At 74.2% G+C, this 14,752-nt stretch carries 14 protein-coding genes; 3 read left to right on the forward strand and 11 right to left on the reverse strand.

All coding sequences use genetic code 11. The features are described 5' to 3' along the window. Window positions 1–46: 46 nt before the first annotated feature. On the reverse strand, window positions 47–592 hold the full coding sequence (locus tag ACN26Y_RS07855; RefSeq protein ID WP_422734532.1) for a DoxX family protein: 546 nt from the start codon (window positions 590–592) through the stop codon (window positions 47–49). 135 nt (window positions 593–727) lie between these two features. On the opposite strand from ACN26Y_RS07855, the gene ACN26Y_RS07860 reads away from it, so the two are divergent. Next, on the forward strand, window positions 728–1,273 hold the full coding sequence (locus ACN26Y_RS07860) for a GNAT family N-acetyltransferase (protein WP_155329646.1): 546 nt from the start codon (window positions 728–730) through the stop codon (window positions 1,271–1,273). A gap of 55 nt (window positions 1,274–1,328) precedes the next feature. Here ACN26Y_RS07860 and ACN26Y_RS07865 read toward each other — a convergent pair whose 3' ends face one another. The 3 genes from ACN26Y_RS07865 to ACN26Y_RS07875 form a co-directional block, all read right to left on the reverse strand. Continuing rightward, a complete protein-coding gene (locus ACN26Y_RS07865) occupies window positions 1,329–2,570 on the reverse strand; it encodes an ATP-binding protein (RefSeq protein ID WP_422734533.1) in 1,242 nt (413 codons plus the stop codon). Window positions 2,571–2,719: 149 nt separating this feature from the next. Then, window positions 2,720–3,124, reverse strand: coding sequence for an LppU/SCO3897 family protein (locus ACN26Y_RS07870; protein WP_422734910.1), 405 nt, complete (start codon window positions 3,122–3,124; stop codon window positions 2,720–2,722). Window positions 3,125–3,684: 560 nt separating this feature from the next. Next, window positions 3,685–4,194, reverse strand: a complete 510-nt coding sequence (locus ACN26Y_RS07875; protein WP_422734911.1) for an LppU/SCO3897 family protein — start codon at window positions 4,192–4,194, stop codon at window positions 3,685–3,687. A 343-nt stretch (window positions 4,195–4,537) separates the two neighbouring features. Between ACN26Y_RS07875 and ACN26Y_RS07880 the strand changes: the two genes are divergently transcribed. Next, complete coding sequence (locus tag ACN26Y_RS07880; protein WP_366599381.1) at window positions 4,538–5,512, forward strand: EamA family transporter; 975 nt, start codon at window positions 4,538–4,540, stop codon at window positions 5,510–5,512. Between the two features lie 61 nt (window positions 5,513–5,573). On the opposite strand, the gene ACN26Y_RS07885 is transcribed toward ACN26Y_RS07880, so the two are convergent. From ACN26Y_RS07885 to ACN26Y_RS07905, 5 genes are all read right to left on the reverse strand, one after another. Beyond that, the gene (locus ACN26Y_RS07885; RefSeq protein WP_422734534.1) at window positions 5,574–8,759 is read right to left on the reverse strand and encodes a UvrD-helicase domain-containing protein; all 3,186 of its coding nucleotides are present in this window, start codon (window positions 8,757–8,759) and stop codon (window positions 5,574–5,576) included. Window positions 8,760–8,820: 61 nt separating this feature from the next. Then, a complete protein-coding gene (locus ACN26Y_RS07890) occupies window positions 8,821–10,065 on the reverse strand; it encodes a metallophosphoesterase (RefSeq protein ID WP_366599384.1) in 1,245 nt (414 codons plus the stop codon). Window positions 10,066–10,078: 13 nt separating this feature from the next. Beyond that, window positions 10,079–10,372 (reverse strand): MoaD/ThiS family protein, encoded by a 294-nt coding sequence (locus ACN26Y_RS07895; protein ID WP_155329650.1) that lies wholly within the window; start codon window positions 10,370–10,372, stop codon window positions 10,079–10,081. Between the two features lies 1 nt (window position 10,373). Then, entirely contained in the window at window positions 10,374–11,387 is a 1,014-nt protein-coding gene (gene moaA / locus ACN26Y_RS07900; RefSeq protein WP_155329651.1) for a GTP 3',8-cyclase MoaA, read from the reverse strand. Then, window positions 11,384–12,298, reverse strand: a complete 915-nt coding sequence (locus ACN26Y_RS07905; protein ID WP_155329652.1) for a fructosamine kinase family protein — start codon at window positions 12,296–12,298, stop codon at window positions 11,384–11,386. The genes moaA and ACN26Y_RS07905 overlap by 4 nt, the downstream gene beginning before the upstream one ends. A gap of 241 nt (window positions 12,299–12,539) precedes the next feature. Here ACN26Y_RS07905 and ACN26Y_RS07910 point away from each other — a divergent pair, with 241 nt between their 5' ends. Next, entirely contained in the window at window positions 12,540–13,700 is a 1,161-nt protein-coding gene (locus tag ACN26Y_RS07910) for a DUF4192 domain-containing protein (RefSeq protein WP_155329653.1), read from the forward strand. Here ACN26Y_RS07910 and ACN26Y_RS07915 read toward each other — a convergent pair. Together ACN26Y_RS07915 and ACN26Y_RS07920 are read right to left on the reverse strand one after the other, a co-directional pair. Beyond that, window positions 13,697–13,900, reverse strand: a complete 204-nt coding sequence (locus tag ACN26Y_RS07915; RefSeq protein ID WP_155329654.1) for a DUF397 domain-containing protein — start codon at window positions 13,898–13,900, stop codon at window positions 13,697–13,699. The genes ACN26Y_RS07910 and ACN26Y_RS07915 overlap by 4 nt on opposite strands. Further along, window positions 13,891–14,658, reverse strand: a complete 768-nt coding sequence (locus ACN26Y_RS07920) for a DUF5753 domain-containing protein (protein WP_155333985.1) — start codon at window positions 14,656–14,658, stop codon at window positions 13,891–13,893. Before ACN26Y_RS07920 ends, ACN26Y_RS07915 begins: the two co-directional genes overlap by 10 nt. Window positions 14,659–14,752: the final 94 nt, after the last annotated feature.

A 14,752-nucleotide genomic window follows, 5' to 3' on the forward strand; every position in this document is an offset into this window, starting at 1 on the left:
GCGTTGACCGGGGGTGGAGGTCGACGGAGGGGAGGATCGACGCAGGTCAGCCGGGGAGGCGTCGAGCCGTCGCTGCTGATCGTACGGCGATTCGGGCCTCTCGGCGGGCGGTACGGACAGCTCGCTGCACCGAACGTCGCGAGTGGCCGATCCGGTGGCCGGTGCGCCACCGCAGACTGGGCTTCCCTTCGGTGTCGGCGGCGGCGAGCAGGAGGCCGCCGAAGAGGCCGAGGTTCTTGAGGAAGTGGATCTGGTTGTTGACCTTCGCCGCCGGGTCGTCGTTGTTCCAGAAGGGATGACCGGCGATCGTGACCGGGACGAGGGTACCCGCCAGTACGAGCGCCGCCGGTCGGGTGAACTTCCCCGTGGCGAGCATCAGGCCGGCGCCGAGCTGCACCACCGCGTTGGCCCGGACCAGCGTCTCGGTGTCGGTGGGAATGCGGGGGTGGGCCCGCTCCAGCAGCGGGGTCACCCGTTCGGTCACCGGCTGGGCGGCGGCGACGAGCCGGCCCGGGTTGGCGAAGTTGCGGGCCCCACTGACCACGAAGATGCCGCTCAGCATGGCACGGGCGAGGGAGCGTACGGGTTTCATGGGTCAGTCATACCCCGTCACGCCCACCCCTACCCCGGCAACGGCCGATCCGGATCGGTCGACATTGACGTGTCCGCCACGCCGATTCCAGCGACCGTCGCGGATGGACCCCTGGCGACGGGTAACCTCCCCCGCGTGACGACACTGCGGCTCCGCCCGGAGGATCCGGCCGACACCGGCGCGGTCCGTCGCGTGCTGGCCGCCGCCTTCGCCCGTCCGGACGTGAGCACGCCGCCCGAGGTGGGTCTCGTCGACGAGCTGCGTGCCAGCGACGCCTGGCAGCCGGAGCTGGCCATGGTCGCCGAGTACGGGGGCGAGATCGTCGGCTACGCCCTGCTCACCCGGGTCCGGGTGCGCTCCGATCAGGGCGACGCGCCGGCGCTGGCCCTCGGCCCGGTGGCGGTCGCCCCGCACCGGCAGCGGATCGGGCTGGGCACGGCGGTGGTGCAGGCCGCCCTCGACGCGGCCACCGAGCTGGGCGAGCGCCTGGTGGTGGTGCTCGGCGACCCCGCGTACTACCGGCGGTTCGGCTTCGACCGTGCCGACCAGATGGGCCTCACCAGCCCCTGGTCCGGCCTCGGCGAGCCGTGGCAGGCGCTGGAGCTGCCGCCCGCCGCCAGCGGGGAGGGCCCGCCACCGCGTGGCGAGGTGCTCTTCCCGCCCCCGTGGGCCAAGGTCTGAACGATCCCGCCCGCTGCCGGCGGGGACCCGCCCCGGCACGGCCCGCCTGCCGCGCTCACGCCGGTTGGGTACGCAGGTAGCGGCCGAAGTGAGGGACGGTGAAGGCGACCGTGCCGCGCTCGCCGGAGTAGATCAGGCCCTTCTTGATCAGGGCGTCCCGAGCCGGGGAGAGACTCGCGGGCTTGCGGCCCAGGGCCCGGGCGATCTCGGCCGTCGGCACGGCGGCGTCCATGTCGTCCCGACCGCCGCCGTCGGTCTCGCCCTCGACCAGGGACAGTGTCGCCATGGCGCGCATGTACTCGCGTTCGGCGAGGGTGGCCCGCTCGAACCGGGAGCCGAAGAAGCCGACCGCCAGCTCCGCTTCCGCCTCGGGGGCCGCCACCCGCACGTCGGCGGCGGTGATCGGCGAGCGGGGCGCGTGGTCCCAGGTCGCCTTCCCGTACGCCTGGACGAAGTACGGGTAGCCGCCGGACTTCTCGTAGAGCAGGTCGAGTGCCTTCTGCTCGTACTCGACCTCCTCGCGCTCGGCTGGCGCGCACAGTGCCTGATCGGCGGCGATCCGGTCCAGCCGGTCGATGCGCTGGTAGCGGAAGAGCCGCTCCGAGTACGACTTGGCGGCGCTGAGCACGGCCGGCAGGTGCGGCAGGCCCGCGCCGACCACGATCAGCGGTGAGCCGAGCTGGGACAGCTCGTGGCACGCGGCGCAGAGCGCGGACACGTCCTCCGGGCCGAGGTCCTGCATCTCGTCGATGAAGATCGCGATGCCGGTGCCGACGTCCTCGGCGATCGCGGCGGCGTCGGAGAGCAGCTCGACCAGGTCGATCTCGATGTCGCCGGAGTCGGCCCGGCCGGTGGCGGCGGGCACGTCGATGCCGGGCTGCCAGCGGTCGCGTAGCTTCGGGCCCGCGCCACCGCGCCCGGTCGGGGCCGAGCGCTGCGCGAATGCCTTGAGGACGCCGAGGAACGCGTCGATCCGGTCCGGGGCGCGGTGCCGGGGTGCCAGCTCCCGGACCGCCATGTGCAGCGCGGCGGCGATCGGGCGGCGCAACGACTGGTCGGGCCGCGCCTCGATCTTGCCGCTGCCCCAGAGCCCGTTGATCGCCTGCGAGCGCAGTGTGTTGAGCAGTACCGTCTTGCCCACTCCGCGCAGCCCGGTGAGCATCAGGCTGCGTTCGGGTCGGCCACGGGCGATGCGTTCCAGCACGATGTCGAAGACGTCCAGCTCGCGCCCCCGCCCAGCCAGCTCGGGCGGGCGCTGGCCGGCGCCCGGGGCGTACGGGTTGCGGACCGGATCCACGCATCGGAGAGTATCGGGCCGTCTAGCGGCGAGGCTAGACATCCGTAGATGGGACTACCGGCGTGTCGGCGGTCAGTGCCGTCGCTGCGGGTCTCGACACAAAACTAGGGCTGTCTAGCGTCCACGCTAGACAGCCCTAGTTTCAGCGATCAGCGCTGCTTCAGGCAGAGCACGTAGTCGAGCAGGTTCACCGAGTTGTCGTGGACGTAGTTGGCGGTGGCCTGCGGCGCCAGGATCTCGCAGCGGTCCCCGTCGGTCGTGGCGGGGATGCGCAGCAGCACCTCGTACGTGTTCGGGCCGCACGGCACCTTGCGCAGCTCGGCGTCGTCGTCGGTGCCGTCGTTGACCACGCAGTCGCCCTTGGCGAAGTCGTCGCCCTCGTCGTCGGTGGGCGTCGGCGCGCTGGTCGGCAGCGGATCCCGCGTCGGGTCGACCGGAGCGGTCGGCGCGGGGGGCGCGACAGAGGTCTCGTTGTCGGCCACCTGCCAGACCGCCCAGCCGGCGAGGCCGAGACAGGGGCAGAGCAGGAGCAGCACGACCAGCCCGATGATCAGCGCGATCCGACCGCCGCGCTGCTTCGCGGGTGCCGGGGGCATCGGATACCCACCGGGCGCGCCCCACGGCCCGCCCGCGGCGGGCACGGTGCCCGGCGGGACCGGGCCGGTCGGGGAACCGGCGGAGGGGAACGCACCGGGCGTCGGACCGGCCGGCGGGTACGGCCCGGGCGGCGGGAACCCGGAGGCCGTCGGCGGCGGGTAGCCCGAGCCGGAGGTTGGCGGCGGCGGGTAGCCCGAGCCGGACGCGGGCGGCGGCGGGTAGCCGGCACCGGACGGCGGCGGCGGGAATCCCGAGCCGGACGTCGGCGGCTGGTGGACCGTCGGGTCGTCGCCGGTCTGCCGGACGGTGGGCTCGTCGCCGGCTGGCGGCCTGGCCCATTGCGCAACGGTCGGGTCGGCGTCGGACGGGGGTGCGTCCCACCCGGGAACGGTCGGTGGTTCCGGCGTGCCGGCGGGCTGCGGCGCCCCCTCCGGCGGGCCGGGCTGGCGCTGGGTCTCGTCGTCCGGCGGGCCGGCTGATCCGTACGTGGTCATCACTACCCCAGGGGTGCGGTGGCTCAGCGCTGCTTCAGGCAGAGCACGAAGTCGAGGGTGTCCAGTTCGCTGTCGAAGAAGTACCAGTTGGTGTAGTTGTCGACCTTCGCGCACTTCGCCGCGGCGTCCTTCTCACCGGTGGTGGGGCCGTCGACGCGGTGCAGCACCTCGTACGTCTTCGCGGCGCACTCGCTGATCAGCAGCTTGGGCTTCCCGCCGGCCGGTCCGTCGTTGCGGACGCACTGACCGACCTTCACGAAACGCGGGTCGGCCGAGGACTCGGGGGCCGCGACGCTCGGCGCCGGGCTCGCCTGGTCGCTCGGCCCGGCCGATCCGGGGGCGGCCGCAGCCGTCGGAGACGCCGCCGGTGGCGTGGGCTCGCCCTGGCCGAGCAGGTAGAGGACGGTCGCCCCGCCGCCGAGCACCAGCAGCAGGACGGCGGCGAGCACCGCGATCAGCGGGCCCCTGCGGCGGGACGGCCGGGAGGGGGGTGCCGGATCACCGCCGTGGCCGCCGGGGTCGCCCGAGTGCACGGGCCGCCCGTCCGCGGGCGCGGACCAGGGCGAGTACGCCGGCCGGTACGGCTCGGTGCCGTACCCCTGCGGTGAGCCGTACCCGGCGTGCGGTGGGTCGTCGGGGCGCGGCGGGCGGTCGTACCCCGGGGGGTAGCTGCCGGGGTTCGGGCCCGGCGGGTACGCGTCCCGCCACCCGCGCTCCGGCGGCCCGTACGCGTCCCCGGCGCGTCGGCCCCGCCACGGCTCCCCGGCGGTGCCGTCCGGTGGTCCGTAGTTCGCCATGCGCCCCTCCTGCACGAGTGGTGAGGCCGGCCACCTCTCTGGGACGCCGACATCCCCGCCACCGTAGCGTGGCGGTGCGATGAGCTCACCTCCGCCAAGTGCGACACCGACCACCGGCCCGGCCGCCGTCTCCGGCGGGCCCGGCACCGCCCCCGCCCTCGTCTGGACGGCACTGCTGCTGGTGTACGTCCTCTGGGGCTCGACCTACCTGGGCATCCGGATCGCCGTGGAGTCGCTGCCACCCCTGGCCTCGGCGGCGCTCCGGTTCGCGGCCGCCGGCCTGGTCCTCGCGGTCGTGCTGCGGCTGCGCCGCGGCCCCGGCGCCCTGCGGGTCGACCGGCGTCAGCTCCGCTCCGCCGCGCTGGTCGGCGTGCTCCTGCTGGCCGGCGGCAACGGGCTCGTGGTGCTCGCCGAGTCCGGGCCGCCGGGCGTGGCGGTGCCGTCCGGGATCGCCGCGCTGCTCGTGGCCACCGTGCCGCTGCTGGTGGTGCTGCTGCGCTCCGCCACCGGCGACCGGCCGGGACTCGCCACGCTCGGTGGGGTGACGCTGGGCTTCGCCGGCCTCGTCCTGCTGGTGCTGCCGACCGGCGGAGTGGGGGCGGTGCCGCTGGTCGGCGCGTTGACCGTGGTCGCGGGGGCGACGAGCTGGTCCGTCGGCTCGTTCCTGTCCGGCCGGCTGCCGATGCCGGCCGACCCGTTCGTCGCCACGGTGTACGAGATGTTCGCCGGGGCGGCGGTGCTCGCACTTCTCGCGGTGGGGCGCGGAGAGCTGCGCGGCTTCGATGCGGGCGCGGTCACCGCCCGGTCGTGGTGGGCGCTGGCGTACCTGATGGTGTTCGGCTCGCTGGTGGCCTTCACCGCGTACGTGTGGCTGCTTCACCACGCCCCGATCTCGCTGGTCAGCACGTACGCGTACGTCAACCCGGTGGTCGCGGTGGCGCTCGGCGCGCTGCTCGTGGCGGAACCGGTCACGCCGCAGGTACTGCTGGGCGGCGCCGTGATCGTCGCGGGCGTCGCGTTGGTGGTCACGACGGAACGCCCGGCCCGCCGCTGAGCGATCGGTGTTAGGAAGGGACCCTTGTACAACGCCAGGCGTTAACAAGGGGCCCTTCCTTTCAGATCAGGCGGAGCTGGCGGTCCTTGGGGCGGCGGGGTTCCGTTTCGCCGAGGCGTTCGAACAGGCCGGGGTCGATGGTGTCCAGGAACGGGGACGGGCGACAGTCGCGCTCGGTGCCCTGCCGGGTCCGGCGGGCGGCGTGGCTGACGTAGAGGCGGTCCTGCGCCCGGGTCAGGCCGACGAAGAAGAGCCGCCGCTCCTCGGCCACCGCGTCGTCGTCCGGCTCCGATCCGGGCCAGCGCAGCGGCAGCAGCCCGTCCTCGGCGCCGACCAGGAAGACCACCGGGAACTCCAGCCCCTTGGCGGCGTGCAGGGTGAGCAGCGTGACCGCCTCGGCGCGCGGGTCGAGGGCGTCCACCTCCGCGCCGGTGGCGAGCTGGGACAGGAACAGCTCCAGGTCGTCGCCGCAGCGCCGGGCCAGCGGGGTGAGCAGGTCGACCGCCACCCGCACGTCGTCCGGCCGGACCGTACCCGACCCGTCGAGGGTGGGCGTGGCGAAGCGCTCGGCGACCAGCTGGCCGGCGAGGCGCACCCGGGCCGGCAGGCCACCGCCGAGGCCGTTGGCGTGCCGCAGCTCGCGGGCGATGGCGGCCACCCCGGGCCGGTCGCGCAGCCGGTCGTGCGAGCGCTTCTGCACCGGGATGTTCGCCCGGGTCAGCGCGTCCACGATCGGCGCCGCCTGCGAGTCGGTGCGGTAGAGCACGGCGATGTCGGAGAACGACAGCGTGGTCGTCCGCCCGTCGATCCGTCCCGAGTCGAGCGAGCGGTGCGAGAGACCGCCGACCAGCTCGTCGACCGTACGGACGACGAAGTCGGCCTCGTCGGCGACGGATGTGGCGGCGTACCGGCCGACCAGCGGGGCCTCCGGGTCGAGCCGCGCCGGGTCCAGCCGGCGGCCGCGGACCAGCGACGACGGTGCGATCGCCTGCACCGCGGCGGCCAGGATCGGGGCCGACGAGCGGTAGTTGCGGTTGAGCCGCACCAGCCGGGCGTCGGTGAAGTCCTGCGAGAAGCGCAGGAAGTACCCGACGTCGGCGCCCCGGAAGGAGTAGATCGCCTGGTCCGGGTCGCCGATCGCGCAGAGGTTGCCGTCGGCGGGGCTGAGCAGCCGCAGCAGCTCGTACTGCACCTCGTCGACGTCCTGGTACTCGTCGACGAAGATCCACCGCCACCGGTCCCGGTACGCCTGCACCAGCTTCCGGTCGGCCCGCAGCAGCGCCAGCGGGAGCGTGAGCAGCTCGTCCAGGTCGACCAGGTCCTGCTTGCGCAGCAGTGCGAGGTAGCTGTCCCGGTCGTCGCCGGCCTCCACCCGGGCCGCCGCCCGGTCCGCGTCGTCGGCGATCCGGAAGTCCGCCGGCAGCCCGGCGGCCCCGGCGTTCTCCCGCAGGATCTGGAGGCCCACCGAGTGGAACGTGCCGACGGTGACGTCCTCGGCAACCGGCCCGAGCAGCCCGTCCAGGCGGTGCCGCAGCTCCTCGGCGGCCCGCCGGGTGAACGTGATCGCCAGGCAGTGCTCCGGGAAGACGTTCAGCTCCGCGCACAGGTACGCGATCCGGTGGGTCAGGGTGCGGGTCTTGCCGGTGCCCGGGCCGGCGACGATCAGCAGCGGCCCGCCCGGCGCGGAGGCGGCGACCCGCTGCATCGCGTCCAGCCGGTCGAGCAGGCCCGTACCGACCTCCTCCATCCCGGACAGCATCGGCTCGAACGGCTCGTGCGGTGAGGGCGGCGGCGCGATCGGAGGCGGGGGCGGCGCCGCCCGCTTCGGCTCCGGCTTCGCCGCCGGGCGCTTGGCCTTCGGCTTCGGCGCCGGCTCCACCGGCCGGCGCTGCGCCGGCACGGGTACGTCGAACAGCGTCTCCTGGGTGGCCGGCCCACCGCCGCCGCCCAGCTCGGCCGGGTCGAAGAGGGTGATGACGCCGTACTCGCCGTCGTAGCCCGGCACCCGGCGGACCTCGCCGCGGCGCAGCCGGCCGATCCCCTCGGCGAGCAGGTCGCCGCCGACCCGGCCGATCTCGTCCAGCGGCGTACGGGTGAGGATCTCCAGCTCCGGGCCGAGCGCGGCGACCAGCTCGTTGAGCTTGCCCTCGACCCTCTTCGACCGGGGGCCCACCTTGTTGATCTCGCCGAGGATCTCGGCCAGCGGCACCAGGTGGGTGACGTCGCGGGCGTGGGCCGGCCGGTGCCCCTCGGGCCGGTCGGCCAGCTCCTCGACCCGGCTGAGGACGCCGACGGTCAGCGGCTTGCCGCACTCCGGGCAGCGCCCGCCGGCCGCCCGGGTCCGCTCCGGCGCCCAGTTGACGCCGCAGAGCCGGTGACCGTCCGCGTGGTACTTCCCCTCTTCCGGGAAGAACTCGATCGTCCCGGCCAGCCCGTCGCCGGTCCGCAGCGCCTCGCGGATGGCGAAGTAGTCCCGGTCGGAGGTGAACACCGTGGCCTCCCGGGCCAGCGCCGGCGGGGAGTGCGCGTCGGAGTTCGACACCAGCTGGTAGCGGTCGAGGCTGCCGACCCGCCAGTTCATCCCCGGGTCGGAGGAGAGACCGGTTTCCACCGCGAAGATGTGCTCGGCCAGGTCGGCGTAGCAGTCGGCGATGGCGTCGAAGCCGGACTTGGAGCCGAGCGCGGAGAACCACGGCGTCCAGATGTGCGCCGGCACCAGGTACCCGTCCGGGCTCGCCTCCAGGGTGATCTCCAGCAGGTCTCGGGAGTCGAGACCGAGGATCGGACGGCCGTCCGACCCGAGGTTCCCGATCCGTCCGAGCGCGGTGTTGAAGCGGGCCACCGCGTCCAGGTCGGGCAGGTAGATCAGGTGGTGCACCTTGCGCGTCCGGTCGTCGCGCTTGTAGATCGTGGAGATCTCCACGCTGAGCATGAACCGGACCGGGTCGGTCTCCGCCTCGCTGGCGAGCCGCGGCGGCAGCCGGCGCGCGATGTCCCGCTCGGCCTCCGGGCTCAGCCGGTGCAGGCCCGGCTCGGCCGGGTGCAGGGTCTCGCGGAGGTGGTCGTACCAGGCGGGGTGCGTGAAGTCACCGGTGCCGAGCACGGCGACGCCCTTGCGCCGGGCCCACCAGCCGAGGTTCGGCAGGGTGAGGTCACGGCTGCACGCGCGCGAGTACTTCGAGTGGATGTGCAGGTCCGCGACGAAGGGCGGGAGGCCACCGGGGGGTGCGGCGCTGATCGGAGGCACGCCGCATCCTGCCACGCCGCCCACACCGTACGCCCGCCGCCACGCTCGGGGGTGAGCTGCGCTATGCCGAGCGCAGCTCGACGAGGGTGATCTGCGGTTCGGCGCCGACGCGGACCGGGGGACCCCAGAACCCGGCGCCGTTGGTGACGTAGACCTTCGTGCCGTCGACCTCGCCGAGGCCGGAGACCACCGGCTGCTGGAGCTTGACGAGGTAGTTGAAGGGCACGATCTGGCCGCCGTGCGTGTGGCCGGACAGTTGCAGGTCGACGCCGTACTTCGCGGCCTCGAACGCCGCCACCGGCTGGTGCGCGAGGAGCACCACCGGCCGGCTCGGGTCGCGGTCGCCGAGCGCGGCGGCGTAGTCCGGCGGCCCGGCGAGCCCGGTGCCCTCGGCCTCGGCGTCGTTGACCCCGGCCAGGTCGAGCGCGCCGCCCCGGGCCGCGATCTCCACCCGGCGGTTCTGCAGGACCCGCAGGCCGAGGCGGTCCACCTCCCGCACCCACTCCTCGACTCCGGAGTAGTACTCGTGGTTGCCGGTGACGAAGTAGCTGCCGTACCGGGAGCGCAGGCCGCGCAGCGGCGCCGCCGCCTCACCCAGCTCGGCGACCGTGCCGTCGACCAGGTCGCCGACTACCGCGACGATGTCGGCGTCCAGCCGGTTGATGGCGGCGACGATCCGCTCGGTGTGCGCACGCCCGCGCAGCGGGCCGAGGTGGATGTCGGAGACCGTGGCGATGCGCAGGCCGTCCATGCTCCGGGGGAGCTTCGCCAGGGGGATCCGCACCCGGTCCAGCTGCGGCGGGCCGAGGGCGGTGCGGACGCCGTACCCGGTCAGACCGGTGGCGGTGAGCCCGGCGAAGATGGCCGCCCCACGCGCGAGCAGCAGCCGTCGGGTGGGATCGTGGTCCGGCTGCCCGACCGCTGCGGCGGCCGGCGGTTCGGCCGGGCCGGCGGCCCCCACCAGGGCGGGCTCGGGGGCGGCGGCCGTGGGTTCCGCGGTCGCGACCCGGCGGCGCAGCACCAGCCGGGCCACCAGCATCGGGATCTCCAGCGCCGCCAGCAGGACCAGCAGGTAGAACATGACCGCGAGCCAGACGTAACCGGGCCAGGCGAGCCAGTACGCGCCGGCGCGGGTGCCCACCATGGTGGCGGGTACGAGCAGCGCGAGCACCAGCACCGTGATCGAGCCGATCCGCCGCCAGCGACCCGCCGTGGTGGTGTCGCGCACCAGCCGCTTCCACAGGTAGAGGTGGATCAGACCGGTGATCAGCGCCAGGGTGGCGACGAACCCGAGAACCGCCAACAAGGTTGAGCCTCCCTCAGCCGCCCGCGAAGGGCGGTAGGACGTCGATCGTGGCCCCCGCCGGCAGCGGTGCCCGACGATCATGACAGGTCACGCCGTCGACCAGGAAACTCGCCGCGCGCAGCACGGTGGCGAGCCGTTCGCCGTGCCGGTCCGCGAGCTCGCTGAGGAGATCATCGAGCGAGCCACCGGCGGAGGCGGTCTCCTCGGCCCGGCCGGCGGCGGCCCGCGCCCCGGCGAAGAAACGGACGGTGAGCGTGCTGGCGGCAGCCCGGTCGGGCGCGTCGTGTGCGGGACGGGGGTCGGGCACGTCAACCTCCGATCGCCGACATCGGCCGGGTCGGTTGCAGGAAGGTCGGGTCGTCGATGCCGTGACCGGCCCGCTTCCCCCACATGGCGGCGCGCCAGCGCCGGGCCAGCTCGTCGTCGTCCGCGCCGGCGCGCAGCGCCCCGCGCAGGTCGGACTCCTCGGTGGCGAAGAGGCAGTTGCGGACCTGCCCGTCGGCGGTGAGGCGGGTGCGGTCGCAGTCGCCGCAGAAGGGCCGGGTGACGCTGGCGATCACCCCGACGCGCGCCGGGCCGCCGTCGACCAGCCAGGTCTCGGCCGGCGCCGCGCCGCGCGCGGCCGGGTCAGCGCTCAGGGCGTACGCGGACCGCAGCCCGGCCAGGATCTCGTCGGCGGTGACCATGCTCGCCCGGTCCCAGCCGTGCTGGGCGTCGAGTGGCATCTGCTCGATGAACCGCAGCTCGTAGCCGTGGTCGAGGGCGAACCGGAGCAGCGCCGGAGCCTCGTCGTCGTTGACACCCCGCATCAGCACCGCGTTGACCTTGACCGGGGTGAGCCCGGCCGCCGCCGCGCCGGCCAGCCCGGCCAGCACCGCGTCGAGCCGGTCCCGTCGGGTCAGCCGGGTGAAGCGTTCCCGGTCCAGCGTGTCCAGCGAGACATTCACCCGGTCCAGGCCGGCGGCGCGCAGGGTCGGCGCCAGCCGGTCGAGCCCGATCCCGTTGGTGGTGAGCGAGATGCGCGGGCGGGGGGCCATCGCCGCCACCGCCGTGACGATGCCCACCAGCCCCGGGCGGATCAGCGGCTCGCCGCCGGTGAACCGCACCTCGGTCACCCCGAGGCGGGTCACCGCGACCCGGATCAGCCGGATCACCTCGTCGTCGTCGAGCAACTGCGGCCCGGCGAGCCAGGGCAGCCCCTCGGCCGGCATGCAGTACGTGCAGCGCAGGTTGCACTTGTCGGTCAGGGAGACCCGCAGGTCCCGGGCGACGCGGCCGTACCGGTCGACGAGGACGCCGACGGTCGGCGGGGCGACGCTCACCCGTCGACGGTAGCGCGGTCGGACCCGTTCAGGGCGGACCGGGCGGTGTGGGCGACCGCATCCCGGTACGCCGAGCCGAACAGCGCTGCGTGCACCAGCATCAGATGGAGCTGGTGCACCGGGACGCGCTCCCGCCAGCCGTCGGCCAGCGGCCACGCCTCCTGGTAGGCGGCGAGGATCCGGTCCAGGTGGGGTGCGCCGCCGAAGAGCGCCAGCTGGGCGAGGTCGGTCTCCCGGTGGCCGCCGTGCGCCGCGGGATCGACCAGCCACGCCCGGTCGTCCGCGCCCCAGAGCACGTTGCCCGGCCACAGGTCGCCGTGCACGCGGGCCGGCGGCTCGTCCCCGCCCAGCTGTGCGATCCGGGCCGCGACCTGCTCCACCAGGGCCTGCTCCGCCGGGCCGAGCGCGCCGTTGTCGATCGACATCCGCAGGTACGGCACCAGCCGGCGCTCGGCGAACCAGCGCGACCAGGGGCCCGCGTCGGGGCTGTTGTCCGCCGGCAGCGCACCGATGAAGCCCGGCCACCCGGCGCCGAAGGCGGGCGCGCCGGCCCGGTGCAGCTCGGCCAGCTCCCGGCCGAACCGCTCCGCCGCCTCCGGGGTCGGCTCGCCCGGGTCGACCCACTCCAGTGCCAACAGGTCGGGCAGCGCCACGATCACCTCGGGTACGGCGACCGTGCCTGTCTCCCGCAGCCAGCGCAGCCCGGCCGCCTCGGTGGCGAAGAAGTGGTCCGGCCGGGGCCGGGCGGCGTGCTCCGGCCAGGTCTTGGCGAACACCGAGTGCCCGTCGTCGAGGGTGAGGCGGGAGGCGGCACAGCTGTCGCCCCCGGAGACCGGTGTCTCCCGGATCCTCTGGTGGGTCAAAAAGGTCGGCAGGTGCTCCGGGTGCGCCCGCAGGTACGCCAGATCCATGCCTCGGAACGGTAGCGGGTGGGCGGTGCCGCTCCCGCGCCGATCGGCGGGGCTTCCTGGGGATCTTGGAAGATTTCGGCCCCTCCGGGGGCCGTTTCCTTCCAAGGTCTTTCCTTGTGGTGCTTGCGCGGTTGGTGCGGATGCGGCCTGAGCTGTGGCATTACCGTGCGTAGCTGTGGATGACCCGCGTGTCGTCCACAGGGGCGGACGAGGGGTGGTCGGGCGGCGCAGGCTGCCGTGCATGAACTCGACCGATGTCCCTCGGCTGTCCCTCCGGTCCCCCGGCGACCTGATCGCCGCCGTGCCCTACCTGCTCGGGTTCCATCCGGCCGACAGCGTGGTCGTGGTGGCCATGCACGGCAAGCGGGTCACCTTCGCCGCCCGGTCGGACCTGCCGGCACCCGCCGGTCCGGCCGGGGGCCGGACCGAGCCGTCCAGGCCGGCTGGTGAGCCGGTCCGACACGTGGCCGAGCCGTCCCGGTCGGTGGATGGGGCGGTCGGGCACGTGACCGGGCCGTCCCGGTCGGCGGATGAGGCGGCCCGGCATCTGGCCGCGGTGGTGGCCCGGCAGGTCGCCGACCGCGCCACGGTCCTCGGCTACGGCTCGGCGTCCCGGGTCACCCCCGCCGTCGACGCGGTCCGCGCGGCGCTCGCCGATGCCGGAATCCCCGTCCTCGACGCGCTGCGGGTCACCGACGGCCGGTACTGGTCGTACCTCTGCGACGAGCCGGAGTGCTGCCCGCCCGACGGCACCCCCTACGACACCGGGTCGAGCGAGGTCACCGCCGCCGCCGTCTTCGCCGGTCAGGTCGCGCTGCCCGACCGCGCCGCCCTCGCAGCGCAGGTGGCACCCGTCGACGGTCCGGAGCGTGTCGCCCTGCGGCAAGCCACCGAACGGGCCGGGCGGCGGCTCGCCGACCTGCTCGACTCGGCACCCGGAGCCGACGTGCTCGGCGGCCGTACGGTGCGCGCGGCCGGGCGGGCGGCGATCCGTGTCGCCGGTCGAAGGCACCGCAACGGTGAGCGGCTGGACGACGACGAGGTGGCCTGGCTGAGCGTGCTCCTGACCGACGTGGCCGTCCGCGACCACGCCTGGGAACGCACCGACGGGCGGGACGCCGACATCGCGCTCTGGACCGACGTGCTGCGCCGGGCGGAGCCGGAGTTCATCGCCGCGCCCGGCTCGCTGCTCACCTTCGCCGCTTGGCGGGCGGGACACGGGTCGTTGGCGGCGGTGGCACTGGAACGCGTGCTCACCCTGCACCCCGGGTACTCGCTCGCCCTGCTCCTGGACGACCTGCTCCGGCGCGGCGTGCCGCCGGCACACCTGGACGGCTGGCCGGCGGTACGGCTGCCCGGCGTGGTGCGCCGTCGGAAGCGGGGTCGACGTGGCCCCCGCTAACTTCCGCTACCTGCGCGGGCGGCGACTCCGGTCACGAAGGCGTGCCAGGCGGTCGGCGTGAAGTTGAGGGTGTCGCCGTCACGGTCCTTGCTGTCGCGGACGAGGACGACCCCGGGCAGGTTGGCGGCGACCTCGACACAGTCGCCGCCGTTGTTGCCGCTCCTGGTGCTCTTGCGCCACCGGGCGCCGGTCACGTCCATGCTTCCGCCGCTTCCTTGAGCAGTCCCCGCGATCGTCCCCTGGGAAGTGCCTGTCCCCGGATGATTTCCCAACGTCGATCCAGCGTAGCAATTTCCGAGGGCTGCTCGATGATCTGTGCCTGGGCCTGGCTGTCGACGTGGGCGACCCGCCCGCCCTTGGCCAGTTCGGCGATCGTGAAAGGTCCGCCGAGTCCCGGGTACATGCCGACGTCGGCCGGAACGACGTGGACGTGGACCGACGGAAGGCCGGCGCACTCGGCGAGGTAGGCACACTGCTCGCGCATCAGGTCACGGTCGCCGTAGGCCGACCGGCGGAGCACGGCTTCGTCGATCACCGCGATCAGCAGAGGCGGCCGAGTGCGGCGCAGGATCGCTTGACGCGACAGTCGGGCGGCGACCAGGGCGTCCAGCTCTTCGGCCGCTAGTGGCTCGTCGGCCAGGGTCGCGCGTGCGTACGCCTCCGTCTGCAACAGGCCGGGCACCCAGGACAGCTGGTAGGCCCGAAGCGCTACGGACTCACGCTCGATGTCGGCCCACGGCCGGAACCACACCGGTTCGCGGCGTTTGAGGACGTCCGGCCAGAGGTCCCCTACGTCACGGCCGAGCAGGGCGGCGACACGGGACCGGTGGCGGGGTTGCGGGATGCGTCCCGGGTTCACCCACCGTTGTGCGGTCTTCGGGTCGACGCCGACCTGGCCTGCGAGGGACTCCGCCGTCTCGCCCGCCTCGGCCATCGCCGCGATGAGGACGTGGTTCATGCCGCCTCCACCGAGGACGTCCAGGATTTCCGGTAACCATATCGCAACGCTGTGTAGCCGTCCGGCCGCGATCGACAGGATGGGGCCACGTCGA

Origin of the sequence: Micromonospora sp. WMMD558 (assembly GCF_049315255.1) — a bacterium.
Lineage (GTDB): Bacteria > Actinomycetota > Actinomycetes > Mycobacteriales > Micromonosporaceae > Micromonospora.